The following is a 20,588-nucleotide window of genomic DNA, read 5'->3' as shown; positions in this document are numbered from 1 at the left end:
TTTTTACAAAAAATGAAGTAAAATTTATAAACTAAATTTGATTTTTGCCAAAATTTGAGAAGGTCTTAACTGGTAAACATTTTCGGTGGATGAAAGTGGCGAAGAATACAGCGTTTTGTATTCTTTTAGGTTAAAAATATTATTCCATATAATTTCAAAATCGATTTTGTTTTTTTGTAAGGCAAATTGGTATCTCAAATTTGAGAAAAGATAGGTTTGGTTTCCGCTGAAAAGGCTGTTTTTCACCCATTCGGTTTGGCTGATGATGCTGTGCTGTTTCCATGGCGAAATGATAAATTCTACCCAATGGCTTTGCCCGATGATGGCTTGTTGTTTTTGTCCGCTCCAGCTTGGTTGTGTGCGCGAAAGATTTATGGTGTATTCCGCTTTGAATTGGTCGAAAAACTGCGTCTGTAGCTTGGCTTTTCCCAGTATCGTTTCGCTTTGGCTCCAATCTTTTTTGGCGTTGAAGATTTGTTCAGATTTATGTTCACTCCATTGTCCCGTCATCGAGAGATTGGTCTTGATGTCGCTAAAATATTTGTCAAATCGTAGCGTTATGCTTTGAGATTCAGAGGTGTTATCTTGCTCCGTGGCATCGATAAAAGTCGCACCATTTTTTTCAAGATTTGTGCTATAAATCAAATTGCTTTTGTAGTGCGAACGCTTGTATTTGGCAAAGGCAAAAATGCTTTCAAGCGGATTCTTGTATTCAAGATTAAGCCCATAATTAAATGTTTTGTTTTCGGGCAAAATGCCTGGCATACGCTCAATTCTTCGGTAATTTTTCAGGATATAAGCGTAGTACAAGTCGCCGATGTTGCCCAGCGATTGATCCCAATTTACATAAGCCGAATATTTCCAAAAAGACTTAGCGTCATAGTGCACCGAAAAATAAGGTTCAAATCTTGTTAAATACTTGCGATTGTCTTGCAGCAAAGGCACATCTTCCCATTGCATAAATTGCTGAGTAACGGGCAGCGAAAGGCTAAACAACCATCGGTTTAGCTTGGTTTCCAATCTTGTTTTTGCATAAAAAAGCGAATTTTTCAGTTTTAAATGATTGTAGAAATCATCGGACAAAGGAGCTTGATTGTCCACCGCGATGTCCGTGTTCAATTTTTTGTTTTCAAGGCTAAATCCGAATTTATTGCTAAAATTAAATTTACCCAAACCTTTATTGAACCCCACATAATTGTTGGTATAAAAATGCTTTAAATTTATGTTTTGCGCCAAATATCCGTCTATGGATTGTGGGAATAATTCTTGAAATACGCCAGGTTTTATGCCTAAATTCTGCGGTGCGCTGGCATAAGAAATATTGGAATTTACACTCAAAATTTGCTTACCAATGGTGAACATGGTGCTCAAATCATTGGAAATTCCAAAATTTTTGCTGTTTAGATTTTGATTAAAATTTCCTTGATTGGATTGCAAGAAAACATCTTCGCCGTCCCAATGAGCTTTGTAATTCAATGTATTGTTGAAAAAGTAATTTTGCACATTTTTTTCGATTTTCAAAGTTGAGTTCAGCTCATTGGTAAAAACACGATTTTTCATGTTTTCAAAAACTTTTAAGCCCTGCCCATTATTAAAGTAAAGCGTGCTGGACTCGCCTTCTATCTTCTGAAAATCATTAAAATACGAATTGTTGAATCGTATGGTGTAATCATTCTTAAATTTCTGAATATAATTAAGCGAAACTAAATGTGCATTGTTGTTGTTCCAATACAAGGGCGAGACCGCGGGTGGTGTGGCTTCAGGCAAGCTGAGCCAAGTGTTCTGTTGCGAAGTTGGTGCCACGGCTTCTAGATTCGAGTTGATGAAAACTTGATTTTGTTGTTCTAATTTTTCGCCCGTGTTGGTCGTTTGGTACGAGAGTAAATATTGTCTTTTTCTGGAAAAAAACATGGGGCTTAAGTTAGCTTTCCACAGTAGCGGACTGCCGCCTATGCCTAATTCTGCCGAGCCCGTGTGCGTGAACTTGTTTCTAAGCTTAATGTTTAGTGCTGCTTTGTCCGAAAACACCAAACTATCCAGCATTTTTATAGGCTGGTGGTTCTCCAGTACTTGCACACTCGCTACTTCTTTGTGGGGCAGATTTTGATTAATGATTTTATATTTTCCGTCCACAAGGTCTAAGCCCTCTACATAAAATTTATTGATGGGGGAGCCTTGGTAGAGCACGCGTCCACTTTTTTCTACCTCTATGCCAGGCAATCGTTTTAAGATATCTTCCAGATTTCGGTCTTGGGATTTTGCAAAACTTTTGACATCATAGCTTATCGTGTCGCCTTTTCGGCGAATAGGCGTGGATTTTGCCACAATTTCTTTAAGCTGAATGATTTCGCCCTCTAAAGTGAAATTTTTAGTCTGCGATTGATTTTGGATTTTGGATTTTTTTTCTCCAAAATTCATAGCACTCACTACAATATAAAGTTCCTTGAGCGGAGAATTGGTTTCAATTTGGTATTTTCCATTTTTGTCCGAAAAAGTGTAGGCAATAATCTCCTCATCTTTAGGCGAAACAAGGCTCACGCTTGCCCCGCTTATGGGCGTTGCATTTTCATCGGACAAAGTTCCCTTTATCACACTTTGTGCATGCAATGCCCACGAGCTCAGGACTAAAAAATATAGTAAAAATGCTTTTTTTGTCACCATTTAGGGCTTTGAAATTTAAGATTTATCAATTGGGTTGTAAGGGCGATTATATTTTGGGCTTTCATATTTATTTTTTAAGGCTTTTTTAGCTTTTTCTTCAGAAGTTTTGATTTCCTTGTCGTAGATTCTTTTGAAAATGGCTTGTGGCTTGTTATCCATACCCGTAGCGGTAAAGTGGTGTTCATTCTCGGTGTCATAAACTTCCAAGATTAGCCCTGGTAGTCCATTGAATACATAAGGTCCATACGATAGCGGAATGTCTTTTGCAAACCAAGCCTCCCACTCTCTGCCGCCGTATTGGGTGGTGGCTTTTTGCACCGCATAGCCCAAAATCTCTTTTTGGTCTTTTTGCAATTGCCATTTTAGCGTAGGAGTGGGAATGGTGTATTCCATGCCGGGTAACCCCATAGCATTTTGTATAATAGTTTGTTTGTTTTTCAAATCATTGAACACATTACTATTAAAACCTATTTCATACATAACGGCAAGCATTTTGTTTAAATCGCTTGTATTTGCAGTTCCTTTTTGCGCAAAGGCTTTGCTCAGGGAATCTGATTTTATGATAGCTTCATCGGTAAATTTAGTTAAATCTTTACCTATTTGTAAAACAGTGAGTCCTGTTTTGGTTTTTTCTTTAAGCTCTGGATTGGGCACTCTGGTATAGGTGTAATAAATGTTTTGATTGCTATTGCCTAAAGCAGTTTCGTTACAAGGATCGGCAGGCATATTTACATCGCCTGAAATTACTGGCTGGGCAAAAGAAATTGCCGAAATTAAAAAAGTGCTAAGTAATAATAGTTTTTTCATTTTAGTGAATTTTTTATCTAATCGTAAAGATATAAATAAAAAAAACTAAAAATGTTAAAAATTGAATTTTTTAGTGTTTTTGTGTGGGAATAAATGGTTTTATAGTATTTATTTAGCCGAAAATACTACAAATTCCCATTTTTGTATTTGCCTAAAATCTCAATATCCTCTGCCATGAGTTGAATGATGTCTAGCACCTTGGCAAAACGCTCGTGGTTGTGCACAATTACATCTACATAAAACTCATACTGCCACGGCATATCTACGATAGGCATCGATTGGATTTTGGTCATATTGAATCCATGCACCGCAAATTGCATCAAGATATTGGCAAGGCTTCCCTTTTGGTGCGGGAGCGAAAAGCGTAAAGAAATTTTATTAAAATCTTGATTATCAGGTAATTCTCGGCTTAGCAATACAAAACGCGTGAAGTTGTCTTTGTTACTTTGTATTGCAGGGTTTATAATTTCTAAACCATATAATTCTGCGGCAACTTTTGAGCCAATGGCACCCGCGTGGTGCAAATCTTCGGTTTTGATTTTTTTGGCAGAATTAGCCGTGTCCACATAGTCAATTCTACGGATTTTTGGGTGTTGATTTAGGAAATCTTCGCATTGCAAAAGTGCCATGGAGTGAGAATAAATTTCGCTTAAATCCTCGATTTTCACTCCTGGAATCACCATTAAATGGTGCTCAATGGGCATGTAGAGTTCGCCCACGATTTTTAAATCATTATTCTTGATTAAATTGTAATTGGGCAAAATGCAACCTGCAATAGAGTTCTCGAGTGCTATGAGCCCATAGGTGCATTCACCTTTCACGAGTGCTTCGGCTACGCCTCTAAAGTGGTCTTTGTCCAAGATTTCGTAGCTATCGCCATCAAATAGCATACTCGCTGCTTGATGATGAAAAGAGCCCAAACCTCCTTGTATTGCTATCTTCACGCTGTTTAAATTTTTGGCAAATATCTAAAAAAAATAAAAAACAAGCGGTGTTTTTAGTAGCAAAAAAGGTGATTTGGGCGTTTATTTTAGTGTTTTCTTAATTAATGTTCTAAACCGCAATCACTCAAAAGCTCGACCAATTGGTCTTCGGTCATTTTTTCGGTAGCTTCCTGAGCCTCGTTGTAGGACGAGTATTTTTGTTCTAAAACATTTAAGCCGCACTCGCATCTTTCCTTGGTCTGTTCAGACGGGTCTACTGCGGTGCAAGATTGCATAAACTCTCTGCGGTCTTCATCTGTCCAGCCTTTTTTCTCATTTTTACACGAAATTAAGCTAAGTGCTGCCGCTGCAACGAAAAGTGCTTTTTTCATTTATTTCATTTTTAAATAAGCATTCATCAATCCATTGGTAGAGCTGTCGTGGTCTGTTACGGTATCTCCCGCATTGATTTCCGCTAAGATAGCTTTAGCCAATTGTTTACCAAGTTCTACGCCCCATTGGTCGAAACTAAAGATGTTCCAGATGATACCTTGAACAAAGATTTTTTGCTCATACAAGGCAATCAAGCTACCCAATGTTTTTGGGGTTAATTTTTTATACAAAATGGAATTGGTAGGGCGGTTGCCATCAAATACCTTGTAAGGCAACAAGAATTCGATTTCTTCTTTGGATTTTCCTTCTTTTTCGAGTTCCGCTCTCACTTGTGTTTCGGATTTTCCAAAAGCAAGTGCCTCGGTCTGAGCAAAGAAGTTTGCCAAAAGTTTTTCGTGATGATCGCTCACATTGTTGTTGGAACGAGCCCCTGCGATAAAATCAGCTGGGATTAATTTAGTCCCTTGGTGAATTAATTGATAAAAAGCGTGTTGCCCATTGGTTCCTGCTTCTCCCCAAATGATTGGTCCTGTTTGGTAAGTCACTTTTTGTCCGTTTCGGTCGATAGATTTACCATTACTTTCCATATCGCCTTGTTGCAAATAGGCTGGGAAACGGTGCAAATACTGCTCATAAGGCAAAATTGCATAGCTTTCTGCTCCGTAGAAATTGTTGTACCAAATGCCAATAAGTGCCATCAAAACAGGAATGTTTTGTTTAAATTCAGTGGTTCTGAAATGCTCATCTACTTCGTAAGCACCGAGTAGCAATTCCTCAAATTTTTCGTAGCCCACAGCAAGTGCAATGCTTAAGCCAATCGCGCTCCATAATGAATAACGACCGCCTACCCAGTTCCAGAATTCAAACATGTTTTCTTCTGCAATTCCAAATGCAGTAACATCTTTGGCATTGGTAGAAAGTGCTACGAAATGTTTGGCAATGTCGCTTTGTTTGGCTCCGCTGTCCAAAAACCATTTTTTAGCCGAATTAGCATTGGTCATGGTTTCTTGGGTGGTAAAAGTTTTAGAAGCCACGATAAACAAAGTCGTTTCTGGATTTAGTTTTTTGGTAGTTTCTGCGATGTGTGTGCCGTCTACATTCGATACAAAATGTATGTTTAAATGAGTTTTGTAATGTTTTAACGCCTCGACCACCATCACGGGACCAAGATCCGAACCGCCGATTCCTATGTTTACCACATCTGTAATCGCTTTACCAGTGTAGCCTTTCCATTCGCCAGAAATCACGCGGTGGCTAAAGTCTTTCATTTGAGCTAAAACTTTGCGCACTTGTGGCAATACATTTTCGCCATCGATTAAGACTTCCTCGCCTTGGTTGCGTAGTGCAGTGTGCATCACGGCACGGTCTTCTGTTTGGTTGATGTGCTCTCCCGCAAACATAGAATCTATCGCATCTTGCAATTGGCATTCTTCGGCAAGTTCCACGAGCAAGTCGATTGTTTTTTGATTGATTTGGTTTTTGGAATAGTCAAACAAAAATTCGTTCCATTTTACGCTAAACTCATCAAAGCGTTGAGCGTTTGCTGCGAATAAATCTTTTAAATGAAGGTCTTTGGTCTCTTCGTAATGGGCTTGTAGCTTTTTCCAAGCCTCGGTCTGAGTAGGGTTTATATTTTGCATTTTATTGAATTTTGATTTCTATACAAATTTAGTTATAATTTAAATCGAAAAAAAGCAAAAAGACTAATTTCCGTAGCGAGTAGGCTTGTAGAATCTAAGCATAAAATCGATGTCTTTTTCGCTGAAATCCTTTAAAAATTCGATTTGAGCCGATTTTTTCTCTTTCATTAATTGATAATAGAAATCAAAAAACTCACGAGAATAAGTGTCTGCCATCATCAATTTCATTAGCAAAGTAGGGTTGGCAACATCTTCCTTGAAAGGATTGTCGTCCACCTCCAATTCGGTAGCAAGATTGCTATAAAACTCAAGCCCAAAATTAGGATTAAAGAATAATACCGCATTTTGGATATGCGTGCTGCTCTGGATAGAGTTTAGCAGTGTCGCAATATCTTCGTTATACTTTTCAATTTTTTGTTCGTCAAGCGTATCAAAAAAATCATTGATGAAATCGATTGATTCTTCCGCCGAAAGGATTTTGTAAGGAACGCCACCTGTTTTTTCTAAAAATACCTTTTCTTGTTTTTTGATATTTTTTAAATATTCTTTTTTCTCCTTTTCATCTTGAATGGCTTGGCGTGCCACATAATCGCGTTTGGCATTTTCTACCAAACTCTCGTCATAATTAAAGGCATTGATGATTCCTGTGAGAGAATATTTGCCTTTCCACGGGCTGATGCCTGCATACAAAATTGCATTTTCAGGCATTTTTTTGTAATCCTCAAAATTATCTTTGCTTACCAAAATGGTTTTTCCCGAGCTTAAATGCTCCATTTCCAAATCCTCGCCATTTTCGCCTTTGTAGAGTAAAGCCGCATGCGAGTTCAATCCCATGTTTTTGATGTCTTGCGCTTCCTCTTTTTTGCCATAAAGTACAGCCGCCCACTCGGTGCCTCGTTTAGCCAAAAGCTTGGTCGGGAAGTTCAAGATAAATTTATCTCTATGATTTTTATATAATTTAAAATCTTGCTGATTGCCCGTTTTCAAGGCAGCGGTGCGCATGTAGAGCTCAATCCCTGTGTCTTGGGTGAAAAGGTAACTGCGTGTTAAAATCTTATCGATGAAATAGCGCACTTCGTCCAAGTTTTCGGGATTTTCAAGTTTAAAGAAATCTGCAATTTGCGTGTTTTCTGGTGCGTATTCATACTCTTGGTCAAAGACTTGCCACACATTTTGCGCCAATTCCTTTAATTCTGGACTATACGGATTCACAAAAACATCTTGTTTCTGTAAATTCAAGAAATACCAAACCAAAAATTGAACATCTTGAATGTTGATGTCTCCCTCGGTGTAGTTTTTGGCCACATAAAATGGCAAACTTTTTTTATAAATTTCTTGGTGTAGCGCAATAAAAGCACGGAACAGGCCTACATTTGAAATCACATCTTCGAAATACGAAGTCAAGAAAATTGCCAAATCTTTAAAGCTTTCTCTGTCCAGAAAATGGTCTAGAAAATCTGAAGATTTTTCTAATTTTTCTAATACTTCGTTGGTAATTTCAAGGTAAAATAGTTCTGTGTTGGTTTGTTTGGTGTAAGGCTTGGTTGCCATCCAGTCCTTTATATATGCTTTGCTCATAGTTTAAATTTGATTCTGAAAAACGAATATACTTAAGTTTTTTCTTTTTTGGGTATAAAGAAAGGCAAATTTCAAACCAAAAATAGGGGAGAGGCTAGAGAAACGGTGCGTTGAGAGAGTATTTTGGCTAAAAAATCATTCAAAAAAGGAATTTTTGGAAAACAAAAAAGCCTCTTCGCAAACTGCGAAAAGGCTTCTGTGACCACGGAAGGAGTCGAACCCTCAACCTTCAGAGCCGTAATCTGACGCTCTATCCAATTGAGCTACGTGGCCGATTTGAGTGTGCAAATATACAAATTTTTTGAAACCCAACAAGAATTTAGCCATAAAAAATCCGAAATTTTTATTTTTCGCATCGATTGCGTACCTTTATACACTCATTTAGTGTAAATTTTAAGGCTGAAAAATAGCCAAAATATCATTTTTTTAATCATGAAAAAAACACAAGAATACATTCAGGCAAACAAAGAACGCTTTCTTGAAGAGCTATTTGAATTGCTTAGAATTCCGTCTATCAGTGCCGATTCGGCGTATAAAAAAGATGTTTTAGCCACCGCAGACAAGACTGCCGAGTTTCTGCGTGCTGCTGGCGTGGATAATGTAGAAGTTTGCCCTACCGATGGAAATCCCATTGTGTATGGCGAAAAAATCGTAGATGCTAATTTGCCTACCGTTTTGGTGTATGGGCACTATGATGTGCAGCCACCAGATCCGTTGGATTTATGGGAATCTGAGCCGTTTGAGCCCGTAATCAAGAAAACCGAAGTGCATCCAGAAGGTGCGATTTTTGCGCGTGGCTCTGCCGACGACAAAGGGCAATTCTTTATGCATGTTAAGGCGATAGAAGCTATGATTCAAAACGATGAATTGCCTTGTAATGTGAAATTTATGATTGAAGGCGAGGAAGAAGTGGGCTCAGAGAGCTTGGCTAAATTCATTAAGGTAGAAAAAGAAAGACTTAAAAACGATATTATCCTAATTTCGGATACCAGCATGGTTGCCAAAGATGTGCCGTCGATTTGTGTCGGGCTGCGCGGACTTTGCTATGTGGAAGTAGAAGTGGAAGGAGCTAATCGTGATATGCACTCTGGGGTGTATGGTGGAGCAGTGCCAAATCCGCTGAATGTTTTGTCTAAAATGATTGGGCAATTGCACGACGAAAACGGGAAAATTGCCATCCCAGGGTTTTATGATGAGGTAGAAGAAATCAGTGCCGAAGAGCGTGCCGAAATGGCAAAAGTTCCGTTTGATTTGGAAGACTACAAAAAGCAAATCAAAATTCAGGACATCATGGGAGAAGACGGCTATTCAACAAACGAGCGCACTTCGATTCGCCCAAGCTTGGATGTAAACGGTATGTGGGGTGGCTACATTGGCGAAGGGGCAAAAACTGTGATTCCTGCCAAGGCTTTTGCTAAAATTTCAATGCGTTTGGTGCCTGACCAAAATCCTGAAAAAATCGCAGAATTGTTTAAACAATATTTTGAACAAATCGCACCGAGTTCTGTGCGTGTGAAATGTAATTTCCATCACGGAGGCTGGGCATATGTGTTGCCAATTACCGATAAAGGCTATTTAGCTGCTAAAAAAGCTTTGACCGAAACTTATGGCAAAGAGGCGGTGCCGTTCAGAAGCGGAGGAAGTATTCCGATTGTTGCCCTTTTTGAAAAAGAGCTTGAAAGTAAATCGGTTTTACTTGGTTTTGGATTAAATTCAGATGTAATTCATTCTCCAAATGAAAATTATGGTCTGTTTAATTTCTACAAAGGCATCGAGACCATTCCGTATTTTTATAAATTCTATACCGAAGAAAAATAATAATTTCCCCGAATTTATATTCTAAATGAAAAAAAACGCTTAAATTGAGCCAACAATTTAGGCGTTTTTAATTTTACTCCCATTATGAAAAAATCAATCAGAGATTTTATCGAAATTATGACTTTGGTTTTGGCACTTTATTATGCCAAGGACATCATAGATTATTATCCCATTTTTAGACAAAATCTCGCCGATGGAGTGATTACTTTTGAAGGCTTAGCTTTCTTTCTGCTCGTCGTGGTGCTGATTTATTTCGTCATTCGTAGCCTTAGACTTTTGCTCAAAAAATAGCTTAAATTAGAATTTGTAGCGCACTTGCACCAAGAAATATCGTCCCAAAGTTTCTTTGGTAAAGACATAGGTGTAAAAATCATTGAACCCGTTGCTCACGATAGTTTTGTCGTTGAGCAAATTCCCAGCAATGAAATTGATGTAGGTTTTCTTCGCTGGTTTTATGCGTAGCGACGCGTCCAATCCCTGAAAATCGTTGATGTTTTTGCCATCTTGCCATTGTTTAAAATAGCTATATTCGGTTTTGAACAAAATCTTATCGGTTATGGCAACTGCCGCTTCGGCAAAAGGCGTAAGATTACTAAATTTATTATCTCTGTTTGATAATTTATATTGACTAAAACTTGCATCTGCCCCAAGCGAAATCTCCAATTTTTTGTTCCACTTAAAGGTGTTGTTAATTTTGTAGTTATGGTTTTGCGATTGGGCTTTGTAGCTGATGTTGTTGCTCACCGATTGGTAAGTGCTGTGGCTGTAATTTCCGTTGATTTTTAATGAATAAAGTTTTGAAAATCGTTTAGAGCTAAAGAATCTTGCCGACCAAATCTCGTCGGGGAAATCAGCATTAAAAGCCGTCGAAATTTGGTTTTGTCCGTCGAACACGCCTTTTACTTTAATGCCCTCTTTGATGCGGTTGTAGCCCCCGCCGATGTGTAAATGCATGAAATTAAAAGCATTGTAGTAATTATACCTAAGGTTAATTTTTTGATTCTTCACAATGCCTAGCGAAGGATTGCCTTCATATAAACTAAAGTAACTTTGCACAGCATAGCCAGGCGTCCATTCGTTGATGCTTGGCACTTGGATATCGTTATCATACTCCACGCCTATATCGTTGAAATTATTGATTCGGTATTTAATCTCAAAATGCGGGAGAAAATTCGTTTTAGACAGCTGATTGTTTGGAGCATTTTCAGGCTTATTCTCTGAGTTAAAATAATTAAGCGTAAGCCCCGCTGTGAAAGATAATTTACGATTAAAAAACACTCTTTTGTACGAAGCGTCGGCATAATACTCTTGAAAATTAAAATCCGAATTGCCCAGAATTTTATCATTATTTAAAATTCGTTCATAGCTCTTTAGCTGATTGTTTAAATCTTGCAGCGTATAATTGGCACCCAGTTTTAAACGCAAATTGCTCTTATTGGTAAGCAAATGATTGTAAATGCTTAAAAACTGAAATGTATTGGATTTAAAATTTTTATTTTGGTTTAATTGATACGCCTTATTTTGTGGCATTAAATTAAAAATAGAACCAAACGACGCCGCGCTCGAAGATAAATCTATCGTTGGCGTTTCCTTTTGATAAATGTGCGAAAAGTAAAAGCCAAGATTGTCATCTTGTTTAATTTTTTTGATTAAACTCAATTTTTGGTTCACCACGGCATTGTCGCGCTTGTTTTGGGTGTTTCTAAAAACGCTCGGATTCTCTTCTTGATTAATGAAAGATGAAGTACGCGTATTGTTTTCGGCATTTTGTAGATTAAAATTCACGCGGTATTTAACCAAAAGGTTTTTAGGCGAAATGTATTCTACATTTAACCTTGAAATAAAAGCGAAGATTTTTTGATGATTTTGGTTTAAATCCTTTTGCTCAAAATTAGGATACAATCGTTCGCTGGTAGAATTATATTCCACAGAATTTTGCGTTCCCATGGCAAATCCGCTAATATTCAGATTTTTGTTCGGTTGGTAGCCCAAGTTTCCTGCCGAAAGGAAATTGCGTGTAATGCTCGCATTGTCATCTGTGTTAAACGAAACATTGCCCATTGCATTGCGCAGCGAGGAAGTGCCACCTTCGGAATTAAACTCAGAATTTCCGCCCAAAAATTGAAAATAATCGGACGAGGTGAAAACTTCTTTGCCATAAGTATTGTAGTCGCTGATGAGCGTGGCGTCGGTCTTTTTAGAAAAATAAAAAAGCTTTTCCTGCAAATCCGTGTGCTTGTGCGCATCGCCCCCAATGGTAGCATTCCCAAAAACCAAATTTTTCTTATTTTCTTCGAGCACGATATTTAGCTCAAAATCTTCATCTGCCTGAACGGAATTGGCAAAAGGATTGGATTTAAATTTCTTGTTCAATTGCACTTTGCTCACCGCATCCGATGGTAAATTTTTGGTCACCAATTTCTGATTTCCACCAAAGATTTCGCGTCCTTCTACCTTGATGGATTTCATCTCTTTGCCTTGGTAGTAAATCTTTCCGTCTTCCACCGAAAGCCCTGGCAATTTTTTGAGAATATCTTCTAAATTTTCTTCCGTTCCTGATTTAAAAGAAGCTGCGTCGTATTCTATGGTATCGCCCTTTATGGTGATGGGCTGCACGCCTTGCGCCACGATTTCTTTGAGTCCCACGCTACTTGTCGCCATCGAAATTTTCTCTCTCATAGATTTTTGCAAATCAACTTTCACGATTTTGGATTTATAGTTGAGGTGCTCGATCTCGAGTTCATATTTTTTGCCGCATGGCATATCTAATTTAAACTCCCCATTTTTGTCCGAGAAAGTGTAGCCCGCCGATTGATTTTTTGCGTCAAAAGCAGAAATCGAAGCGTCAATTACAGGAAGACTGAGCGAATCCAGTAATATACCACGATAGGTACAAGTTTGCTCTTGTGCCATTGCCCAAAAGTTACTTAGCAGGACAAAAAATAGGAATGTTTTTTTCATAGAGATGTTGTTAAGTGTAAAAAATCACCGAAAAATACATTTTTCGGTGATTGTAAATGGAGTGTTGTTTTTTTAATTCAATTTATTCAGAATCTACGCCGCCGCCCATCATTTTTTGCACTTTTTCTTGCAGGGCTTTCATTTCGGCTTCAAATTCTTTTTCGGTAACCACTTTGCCTTTGTTTGGCTCTTCAATATTAAGTTCTGTTTCGCTGATGTCGATTTTCACGGCAGTCATCGTTACATCTATACCTTGTTTTGGATTAGACATTTCAGCTTTTAATACCAATCCAGGCAAGCCCGAAAGAATGTTTGGTCCGTCTTTGATATTCAATTTAGGTGCATACCAAACGATGAATTTTTGTCCATCTTTTTCGCCAACCGCCTTGCGCACTTCGTAGCCCAAAACCTGAGATTTTTCGCGTGTAAGCTCCCATTTAATCGTGTTTAAACTATCTTTGATTAAATATTGAGGCAAGCTTGGAACGCTAAATCCCTTTTTGTAGTAGCCTTCTTTTATATTTTTAAAGAAAGGTTCTTTATCTGCCATTTTGATTTGCATGGCAATTATTCCGCCCTGTGTTTGCGAATTATCGATTTTCTCGTCTAAAGAAAATATTGATTTTTGTCCATTGGTTTTCAGTGTGTAATCGACTGTAATGCCCTTTTCTGCTTCGGCTTTTAGCATGGCTTCGGTTTGGGCGCGGTATTGCTCAGGCACGTTTTTTAAAATGGCGGGCAGGTCTATTTTCACAATTGATTGGTAGTGTATTACAAGATTTTCGGTTGTTTCTTGTCCAAAAACAAACAAGAATGCTAGCAAACTGAAGATGGAAAATAATTTTTTCATGATTTTTTTAGTATTTAAAATTTAATTTTTTAGTGTTTTTTTTAGACTTAAGTAGAGCTAAAAATGTTCGAAAAAACCGATTTTTAGCTATTTTTTTGGCTAAAAGTTGTTGGTTTTAGCTATTGTGACAAAAATACGATAAATGTCATCTTATGCAATTTTTTTAACATTTATATCCGTTTAAAATTTTATTTTTTAAAAGTATTTTCAAGTTAGAAAAATAAAACGGATAGAATATAAAATCAATCCATTAGACAAAATGTAGAAGTATTTGATATTTCTATTAACTTTGCAATTATGCAAACGAAAGTGAGAAATCTAATCATGGTGGGCGATCGTGTGCTGATTAAGCCTAGTTCTGCACCCAATAAAACCAAATCTGGATTGTATTTGCCACCAGGTGTGCAAGAGAAAGAGAAAATCCAATCGGGCACCATCGTGGCGGTGGGGCCGGGTTATCCAATCCCGTCTGATGGTATCGACGACGAGTGGAAATCTCAAGAAGAAAGATTGACATATATGCCCTTGCAGGCGCAAGAGGGCGATACGGCTCTTTTTGTGCTTAGCGAAGCCTACGAGATTATGTATCGCGACGAAAAATATTATGTAGTGGCACAAGATGATATCTTGATGCTAGAGCGCGACAACGAATTTTTTGAATAATTTAAAATCATAAATAAAAGACTTTTCATGAAAATATATCCCATAGAATGTGGAAATTTAAAACTAGACGGCGGAGCCATGTTTGGCGTGGTGCCCAAAAGCATTTGGCAAAAGACTAATCCCGCCGATGCCAATAACATGGTGGATATTGCTACGCGTTCGCTTTTGATTGAGCACAACGATCGCTTGGTCTTGATTGATTGCGGAATGGGAGATAAGCAGTCGGAAAAGTTCTTTAGCTATTATTATCTCTGGGGCGATCATTCCGTAGATGCTTCCTTGGCTCAATATGGGTTCCATCGAGATGATATTACCGATGTGTTTTTTACGCATTTGCATTTCGACCATTGCGGTGGAGCCATTAAGCGCGAAGGCGAAAAGCTTGTGCCTGCGTTTAAAAATGCTAAATTCTGGACGAATCAAAAGCACTGGGAGTGGGCAACAAAACCTAATCCTAGGGAAAAGGCATCTTTCTTGCCCGAAAACATTTTTCCAATACAGGAAAGTGGGCAATTAGAGTTTTTTAAGCCTAAAGCCAATAGTTATTTAACGGAAACGCCTTTGGGTTTTGAAGTGATCTGTGTGGATGGGCACACGGAGAAGCAGATGATTCCCGTGATTCATTATCAGGGAAAGACCATTGCTTATGCTGCGGATTTAATCCCTACGGCAGGGCATGTGCCATTGGTGTATGTGCCAGGCTACGACACGCGTCCGCTTTTGACGATGCGCGAAAAAGATATTTTTCTGAAAAAAGCCTTAAAAGATGGTTGGTTTCTTGCCTTTGAGCACGATGTAAACAATCAATTGGCAACACTCAAGGAAACGGAGCGTGGCATCCGTGTAGATGAAATTTTTACCTTCAACGAAGTTTTTCAATAATTCATGAAAAAGTATATTTTCTACATCGCGAGTATTCTACTTTTTGTGCAGTGTGCACAACGCGGAACGCCGAGCGGAGGTCCCAAAGACATTACTCCGCCCAAGCTGGTGCGTGCGGTGCCAGATACGCTAAGCACGAATGTCTCGACTAAATTAAAAGAAATCAATTTGTATTTTGATGAGTTGGTTCAATTAAGAGATTATTCCAAAAACATCATTATTTCGCCACCCGTAGAGCCTGCCCCCACTTTTTTGCCCGCAGGAACGGCTTCGCGCGAAGTGCAAGTGAAATTTAATGATACGCTAAGACCCAATACAACTTATACCATTAATTTTGGAAAATCAATCGTGGATAATAATGAGGGAAATCCGTATTCGTTTTTCACTTATGTTTTTTCTACGGGAAAAACGATTGATTCTTTAACGCTTTCGGGTGAAGTAAAGGATATGATGAGCAATGAGCCGCTCAAAGATATTGTGGTGGCACTTTACGAAGTGGGCAAAAATTATTCGGATTCGGTAGTGTTTAAGGAAAAGCCTTACTACATCGCCAAAGTGGATTCTGCCAATCGCTACGAATTTAAGTATTTAAAAGCAGGGAAATTCCGTTTGGTAGCCTTTGAGGATAAAGTCCCGAATGTGAAAATAGATCTTAAGCAAGAAAAAATGGCTTTTGCCAGTGAAATTATTGATACCCAAACCACTCGCGTAGCACCTACTTTGGCACTTTTTACGCCTGAGCAAGGCTATCGCTACCAAGACGGGAAACAAGAGGGCTACGGGCGAATTAATTTCTATGTAACGGGCAATCCTGAGAAAATGGAAGTAAAGCCCATTTCGCATGATTTGGGCGAGTTGTTGCAAATTCATAGAGAGTATTCCGATACGCTTCAAATGTACTTTAATCCCGAAAAGGCGAATTTTAAAGACAAACGCACGCGTTTGAAGTTTACACTCACGCATGATGCTGTAACGGATTCTATCCCGACGGTGTTGTACGATAATTCGATTAAATACAATTTCAAAGTCTATGGCGGAACTGATGATATGACACCTGCCAAGAAATTGCAAATCGGTGCCGATTACCCGATTGATACTTTTAATACAAAATTCATTTCGGTTAAAAAAGACAGCGTTGCTTTAGATTTTACAGTTCAAAAAATAAATTATAGAAAATTACAAATCGATTTCCCGATTCAGTGGGAGAGCAAATACCAAGTGGAATTATTGCCAGGAGCCATCACCAATTGGTTTGGCAAGGAAAATGATACCGTTGCCATTGATTTCGGAACCAAGCGTGAGCGTGATTATGGAAATTTGGAGTTGATTCTGCAAAACAAGCCAGATTCGCCATTTTGGCTAAAATTATTTGACTCGTCTAACAAGGAGATTTACTCAATTTACACCACCGATTCTAAGTTTGATTTTAAATTTCTTCCGCCTAAAAAATACCATTTCCAAATTTGGGTAGATGAAAACAAAAATAAACGATACGATACGGGAAATATTTTAGAAAACAGACAACCAGAACCTGTGTACATCTATCCAGATCCTATTAATGTAAAAGCCTTTTGGGATGTGAAGGAAACTTGGGTTCTACCTAAAAAAGAATAAAAAAATGAAGAAAATTTTAGTTGCAATTGTTGTAGTGTTGATCGCTATACAATTAATTCCAGTAGATTTATCAAATCCTGCCAGTGTGCCAGAAGATGATTTTTTCTACATCAATGAGGCACCTGCCGAGGTACAAAGTTTAGTGCATTCGGCGTGTTATGATTGCCATTCAAACGAGACAGTGTATCCGTGGTATGCGAAAATAGCACCCGTTAATTTTTGGCTAAAAAATCATATTAATGAAGGGCGTGAGGAGCTCAACTTTAGCAATTGGGCGCGTTATGTAGCTCTCAATAAAGCCAATAAAAAGCTAGATGAATGTGCCGAGAAAACTCAGAACAAGAAAATGCCGCTAAGCAGCTACACTTGGTTGCACGAAGAGGCAAGACTTACCGATGCGCAGCGAGCTGCCTTGGTAAAATACTTTTCGGATTTAATGAAAAAACAAAATTAAATAAAAAAAAGCCGTTCCATCTGGAACGGCTTTTTTTATGACTAAGCTTTTACTTTTAAAACTTTTAAATCTTTGCCTTTGAGCTCGTATTTGCCGAGAGCTGCAGGAATTAAAATCGTTTCGCCTAGCTGAATACTTATTTCTCCATCTGGGTAAACAATCGTTCCTTTGCCCTCCACGCACATCAAAACATCGTAAGAGCCTGCTGTGTCGAGCGAAATGCTATCAGTAATGTTTAAGAAAACAGTTTGGAAAAATTCACTTTCGATGACAGGGTTTAAGCTATTTTCAGCTTTGCCATAATCAAGTTTAAAATCATCTTTAAAAGTGTAATCCGTTACTTCAATTGATTGCGGAATATGCAATTCGCGGTCGGTGCGTCCCCAGTCATAAATACGATAAGTTACATCAGAAGTTTGCTGAATTTCGGCAACAATAAGCCCGCCACCCAAGGCGTGAATGCTCCCCGCAGGCACAAAATAAAATTCCCCTTTTTTAGGCTTATATACTTTTAAATAATCCTTGATGTTCCCCGCTTTGTAAGCTTCAATTAGCTCTTCTTTCGGGTACTCTTCTTTCCAGCCGAGGTAGATTTCTGCCTTGTCGGTAGCATCTACAATATACCACATTTCGGTTTTTCCGTGGCTGTTTTCCATTTTTTGCGCTAGCTCTTCGTTCGGGTGCACTTGGATAGAAAGTGGCACATTGGCGTCCAAAAATTTAATCAAAATCGGAAATTCCTTGGCGTCTGCTTTCCCGATGAGCTCTTTGGGAAATTTCAAGATTAAATCTCTCAAGTTTTCGCCTTGGTATTCGCCATTAGCAACAACAGAAACATTGCCTTGCACATCAGAGATTTCCCAAGACTCGCCTAAGTTTTTAGAATCAGATTTTTTGTCGAGTGCGCGTTGCATTGCTTCGCCACCCCATACTTTGTCCATCAAAATGGGTTCAAATTTGATCGGATATAGTTTCATAAATGCGTGTTTGAATTTTTGTTACTCAAATGTAGGGAGATTTTTTGGCTTTTGGGAGAAAAACTGCACTTATTTTTATCATAACTAAAGGAATTTGGCTTTTAATTGAATAAGGAGGCATGCCCACTTTAAGCAATGAAAAAAATGGAATTTTGGGTATTTTTTGGTTTTAAGGCTAAAGGTTTAAAACAAAAAAAGCGTTGAAAAAATCAACGCTTTTTGAATTGGTGGGATTTGAGGGATTCGAACCCCCGACCCCCTGCTTGTAAGGCAGGTGCTCTAAACCAACTGAGCTAAAATCCCAAAGATTTTAAATTGAAAACAGAGTTCGTTTCTCAATCGGATTGCAAATATACATCACTTTTTTATTTCTCCAAATTTTATTGATGAATTTAATGACAAAAAATCGTAAAAAATGGAATTTTGGGCATTTTTTTGGTTTTAAGGCTAAAGGTTTAAAACAAAAAAAGCGTTGAAAAAATCAACGCTTTTGAATTGGTGGGATTTGAGGGATTCGAACCCCCGACCCCCTGCTTGTAAGGCAGGTGCTCTAAACCAACTGAGCTAAAATCCCAAAGATTTTAAATTGAAAACAGAGTTCGTTTCTCAATCGGACTGCAAATATACATCGCTTTTTTAATTCTGCAAAAATTTTGTGTAATTTTTTCTTGAGGCACATTCAAAACACAAATGCAACGCTTAAATAATTTAAAACTAAAAGCGTATGCAAAGAGAAGAAATCAGACCTTTTTTGGTAGTACAGAAGTTTGTACCCATTCCCGTAAATCATTTAGAACCTAAGCAGTACATATATGAATATGGTATTGTAGTACAGGTGTTGAAACAAGAAAATAATATTGAGGTATTATTTTCTGGTCGTTCGTGGATAACTTTTAAACCTAAGGATATTTTATATCATCGTGTGGCTGTGAAAAAAGAAGAAACCGATTTTTTTATAGAAAGCCGATAGGCTTTTGAGTGGGCTCGTCTCAAGTATCGGTAAAATCTAACGGCAAAAATCCCTGTAAATGCGACAATATCAAGAGGTTAATAATTATTATTTGTGTGAAAAGGTTCAGCTTAGACCTACTAGCCTATTGCATTATAGTTATGTGATGGACTTACGAAATTACGAAGTAGGCTATGCTCCTACTTTACGCCAAAATCTAAACAAGGAAAAAACAGAATTAGATGAGTTAAACGCACTAGATGATATTTCAGAGTTTGGTTCAATTGTTAAATATGCTGAAAAGTGTGTTGAGTTGTATAAGGAGAAACAACAAGAAGTGTATAATGAGAAAGGGCATGTTTTAAAGGATTTAGGAACGCTCTCGGATACTCAAGTAAGGAATATAAAGAAGTATGCTATTTTATTTGCTGACGCAACGAAATCAAACAAGGACAAATATTTATCTTTTGTAACCTTGACCTTGCCCAGTGCCCAAAAGCACCATGATAGAGTGTTGCGTAAAATACTTGCTAAGTATCTTGACCATTTAAAAAAGGTCTATGGTTTAAAAAATTATCTCTGGAAAGCGGAGACGCAGAAGAATGGAAATATTCATTTTCATGTTTTGATTGATACGCAAATCCCTCGTGAGGATATTCAGCGCATATGGAACCAGTATATAAATAAATATGGTTATGTTGATAGATATTCTGAAAAGATGAACCGCTTAACGGCTAAAGAATATATGGCTAAGTATTCAAAAAATTATAAATCAGAAAAAGACTGCATACTAGCTTACCAGCGTAATAAAAAAATGGGTTGGAGCAATCCCCCAAGTACTAAAATTGAAACGCCAAAGAGTAAACGAAATATAGTTGCGTATGTGGTGAAATATCTATTAAAGCAAGAAGAAAATAAACGCCCAGTAATTGGTGCGGTGTGGGGCGCATCAAATAAGGTAAAAAAACTCAATTATTTAAATTTTGAAGTTAGCAGTTATTTAGAGGAGTTAAACCACTTGCGGGGAAAATTGGAGTATGTGCCTACTGCTATTCAATTTGTAGAGTTGTATAAAGGTAAAGTATATCAGATGATCCGCAAGGGATATAAAAAATTAAACGAGCATTTAAAAATTTATAATAAAGCCATAAGACAGTTATTAGATACCGATTTGAGTATAAATTTAGACCAGTTAATCCAATTAATTTATGAAAAACAATACACAGAACTTGCAAATAATTAGTGCTAAGGAGCTAGCTAATTATTTAGGCGTAAGCTATTCCACTGCACGCATGATAAAAAAAGATATTTTAAGCCACTATAAAAAGAAATATCTAACGCTAAAGCTCGTAAAAAAATATTTTGATGATTAGTGTCAAAAATTGGTATAAATCGCTTAAAAGTGGTAAAAATCGCTA

17 protein-coding genes and 3 tRNA genes are annotated in these 20,588 nt (G+C 37.8%); 8 read left to right on the top strand and 12 right to left on the bottom strand.

Going from position 1 to position 20,588, the window contains the following annotated elements:
* Positions 1-24 precede the first annotated feature (24 nt).
* From ORNRH_RS05390 to ORNRH_RS05360, 7 genes are all read right to left on the bottom strand, one after another.
* Positions 25-2,661: a carboxypeptidase regulatory-like domain-containing protein gene (locus ORNRH_RS05390; RefSeq protein ID WP_014790885.1), complete on the bottom strand. Its 2,637-nt coding sequence runs from the start codon at positions 2,659-2,661 to the stop codon at positions 25-27.
* A gap of 15 nt (positions 2,662-2,676) precedes the next feature.
* Positions 2,677-3,468, bottom strand: coding sequence for a GLPGLI family protein (locus tag ORNRH_RS05385; protein ID WP_014790884.1), 792 nt, complete (start codon positions 3,466-3,468; stop codon positions 2,677-2,679).
* 125 nt (positions 3,469-3,593) lie between these two features.
* Positions 3,594-4,412 (bottom strand): prephenate dehydratase, encoded by an 819-nt coding sequence (locus tag ORNRH_RS05380; RefSeq protein ID WP_014790883.1) that lies wholly within the window; start codon positions 4,410-4,412, stop codon positions 3,594-3,596.
* Positions 4,413-4,513: 101 nt separating this feature from the next.
* Complete coding sequence (locus tag ORNRH_RS05375; RefSeq protein WP_014790882.1) at positions 4,514-4,783, bottom strand: hypothetical protein; 270 nt, start codon at positions 4,781-4,783, stop codon at positions 4,514-4,516.
* Positions 4,784-6,424, bottom strand: a complete 1,641-nt coding sequence (gene pgi, locus ORNRH_RS05370; protein WP_014790881.1) for a glucose-6-phosphate isomerase — start codon at positions 6,422-6,424, stop codon at positions 4,784-4,786.
* Positions 6,425-6,487: 63 nt separating this feature from the next.
* Entirely contained in the window at positions 6,488-8,002 is a 1,515-nt protein-coding gene (locus ORNRH_RS05365) for a DUF3843 family protein (protein ID WP_014790880.1), read from the bottom strand.
* A 199-nt stretch (positions 8,003-8,201) separates the two neighbouring features.
* Positions 8,202-8,275: transfer RNA gene (locus ORNRH_RS05360), tRNA-Arg, on the bottom strand.
* A gap of 159 nt (positions 8,276-8,434) precedes the next feature.
* Between ORNRH_RS05360 and ORNRH_RS05355 the strand changes: the two genes are divergently transcribed.
* Both ORNRH_RS05355 and ORNRH_RS05350 read left to right on the top strand, forming a co-directional pair.
* Entirely contained in the window at positions 8,435-9,820 is a 1,386-nt protein-coding gene (locus ORNRH_RS05355; RefSeq protein ID WP_014790879.1) for a dipeptidase, read from the top strand.
* Between the two features lie 84 nt (positions 9,821-9,904).
* A complete protein-coding gene (locus ORNRH_RS05350) occupies positions 9,905-10,111 on the top strand; it encodes a hypothetical protein (RefSeq protein ID WP_014790878.1) in 207 nt (68 codons plus the stop codon).
* Positions 10,112-10,117: 6 nt separating this feature from the next.
* On the opposite strand, the gene ORNRH_RS05345 is transcribed toward ORNRH_RS05350, so the two are convergent.
* A complete protein-coding gene (locus tag ORNRH_RS05345; RefSeq protein WP_014790877.1) occupies positions 10,118-12,781 on the bottom strand; it encodes an outer membrane beta-barrel protein in 2,664 nt (887 codons plus the stop codon).
* Between the two features lie 82 nt (positions 12,782-12,863).
* Entirely contained in the window at positions 12,864-13,631 is a 768-nt protein-coding gene (locus tag ORNRH_RS05340; RefSeq protein WP_014790876.1) for a GLPGLI family protein, read from the bottom strand.
* 297 nt (positions 13,632-13,928) lie between these two features.
* Here ORNRH_RS05340 and ORNRH_RS05335 point away from each other — a divergent pair, with 297 nt between their 5' ends.
* From ORNRH_RS05335 to ORNRH_RS05320, 4 genes are read left to right on the top strand one after another with little or no spacing between them, the layout of a single operon-like run.
* Positions 13,929-14,294 carry a co-chaperone GroES gene (locus ORNRH_RS05335; RefSeq protein WP_014790875.1) on the top strand — a complete coding sequence of 122 codons (366 nt, stop codon included), beginning with the start codon at positions 13,929-13,931 and terminating at the stop codon, positions 14,292-14,294.
* A gap of 27 nt (positions 14,295-14,321) precedes the next feature.
* On the top strand, positions 14,322-15,176 hold the full coding sequence (locus tag ORNRH_RS05330) for an MBL fold metallo-hydrolase (protein WP_014790874.1): 855 nt from the start codon (positions 14,322-14,324) through the stop codon (positions 15,174-15,176).
* A gap of 3 nt (positions 15,177-15,179) precedes the next feature.
* Positions 15,180-16,790: an Ig-like domain-containing domain gene (locus ORNRH_RS05325; RefSeq protein ID WP_014790873.1), complete on the top strand. Its 1,611-nt coding sequence runs from the start codon at positions 15,180-15,182 to the stop codon at positions 16,788-16,790.
* 4 nt (positions 16,791-16,794) lie between these two features.
* Positions 16,795-17,244, top strand: coding sequence for a heme-binding domain-containing protein (locus ORNRH_RS05320; protein WP_014790872.1), 450 nt, complete (start codon positions 16,795-16,797; stop codon positions 17,242-17,244).
* 41 nt (positions 17,245-17,285) lie between these two features.
* On the opposite strand, the gene ORNRH_RS05315 is transcribed toward ORNRH_RS05320, so the two are convergent.
* The 3 genes from ORNRH_RS05315 to ORNRH_RS05305 all read right to left on the bottom strand — a co-directional run bounded on the left by ORNRH_RS05315 (position 17,286) and on the right by ORNRH_RS05305 (position 18,795).
* Positions 17,286-18,221 (bottom strand): type I phosphomannose isomerase catalytic subunit, encoded by a 936-nt coding sequence (locus tag ORNRH_RS05315; RefSeq protein WP_014790871.1) that lies wholly within the window; start codon positions 18,219-18,221, stop codon positions 17,286-17,288.
* Between the two features lie 225 nt (positions 18,222-18,446).
* Positions 18,447-18,524, bottom strand: a tRNA-Val gene (locus tag ORNRH_RS05310).
* A gap of 193 nt (positions 18,525-18,717) precedes the next feature.
* A tRNA-Val gene (locus ORNRH_RS05305) sits at positions 18,718-18,795 on the bottom strand.
* Between the two features lie 150 nt (positions 18,796-18,945).
* Between ORNRH_RS05305 and ORNRH_RS05300 the strand changes: the two genes are divergently transcribed.
* Both ORNRH_RS05300 and ORNRH_RS12135 read left to right on the top strand, forming a co-directional pair.
* On the top strand, positions 18,946-19,191 hold the full coding sequence (locus tag ORNRH_RS05300) for a hypothetical protein (protein ID WP_014790218.1): 246 nt from the start codon (positions 18,946-18,948) through the stop codon (positions 19,189-19,191).
* Positions 19,192-19,249: 58 nt separating this feature from the next.
* Positions 19,250-20,413: a rolling circle replication-associated protein gene (locus ORNRH_RS12135; RefSeq protein WP_014790259.1), complete on the top strand. Its 1,164-nt coding sequence runs from the start codon at positions 19,250-19,252 to the stop codon at positions 20,411-20,413.
* Positions 20,414-20,588: the final 175 nt, after the last annotated feature.

The sequence above is a fragment of the Ornithobacterium rhinotracheale DSM 15997 genome, from assembly GCF_000265465.1.
GTDB lineage: Bacteria > Bacteroidota > Bacteroidia > Flavobacteriales > Weeksellaceae > Ornithobacterium > Ornithobacterium rhinotracheale.
This window is presented reverse-complemented; position numbering and strand designations above follow the sequence as displayed.

Excerpts from the sequence above, each read along its gene's own strand:
- ORNRH_RS05390 (WP_014790885.1), bottom strand. The coding sequence starts at position 2,661 with ATGGTGACAAAAAAAGCATTTTTACTATATTTTTTAGTCCTGAGCTCG.
- ORNRH_RS05385 (WP_014790884.1), bottom strand. The coding sequence starts at position 3,468 with ATGAAAAAACTATTATTACTTAGCACTTTTTTAATTTCGGCAATTTCT.
- ORNRH_RS05375 (WP_014790882.1), bottom strand. The coding sequence starts at position 4,783 with ATGAAAAAAGCACTTTTCGTTGCAGCGGCAGCACTTAGCTTAATTTCG.
- pgi (WP_014790881.1), bottom strand. The coding sequence starts at position 6,424 with ATGCAAAATATAAACCCTACTCAGACCGAGGCTTGGAAAAAGCTACAA.
- ORNRH_RS05365 (WP_014790880.1), bottom strand. The coding sequence starts at position 8,002 with ATGAGCAAAGCATATATAAAGGACTGGATGGCAACCAAGCCTTACACC.
- ORNRH_RS05355 (WP_014790879.1), top strand. The coding sequence starts at position 8,435 with ATGAAAAAAACACAAGAATACATTCAGGCAAACAAAGAACGCTTTCTT.
- ORNRH_RS05350 (WP_014790878.1), top strand. The coding sequence starts at position 9,905 with ATGAAAAAATCAATCAGAGATTTTATCGAAATTATGACTTTGGTTTTG.
- ORNRH_RS05345 (WP_014790877.1), bottom strand. The coding sequence starts at position 12,781 with ATGAAAAAAACATTCCTATTTTTTGTCCTGCTAAGTAACTTTTGGGCA.
- ORNRH_RS05340 (WP_014790876.1), bottom strand. The coding sequence starts at position 13,631 with ATGAAAAAATTATTTTCCATCTTCAGTTTGCTAGCATTCTTGTTTGTT.
- ORNRH_RS05335 (WP_014790875.1), top strand. The coding sequence starts at position 13,929 with ATGCAAACGAAAGTGAGAAATCTAATCATGGTGGGCGATCGTGTGCTG.
- ORNRH_RS05330 (WP_014790874.1), top strand. The coding sequence starts at position 14,322 with ATGAAAATATATCCCATAGAATGTGGAAATTTAAAACTAGACGGCGGA.
- ORNRH_RS05325 (WP_014790873.1), top strand. The coding sequence starts at position 15,180 with ATGAAAAAGTATATTTTCTACATCGCGAGTATTCTACTTTTTGTGCAG.
- ORNRH_RS05320 (WP_014790872.1), top strand. The coding sequence starts at position 16,795 with ATGAAGAAAATTTTAGTTGCAATTGTTGTAGTGTTGATCGCTATACAA.
- ORNRH_RS05315 (WP_014790871.1), bottom strand. The coding sequence starts at position 18,221 with ATGAAACTATATCCGATCAAATTTGAACCCATTTTGATGGACAAAGTA.
- ORNRH_RS05300 (WP_014790218.1), top strand. The coding sequence starts at position 18,946 with ATGCAAAGAGAAGAAATCAGACCTTTTTTGGTAGTACAGAAGTTTGTA.
- ORNRH_RS12135 (WP_014790259.1), top strand. The coding sequence starts at position 19,250 with ATGCGACAATATCAAGAGGTTAATAATTATTATTTGTGTGAAAAGGTT.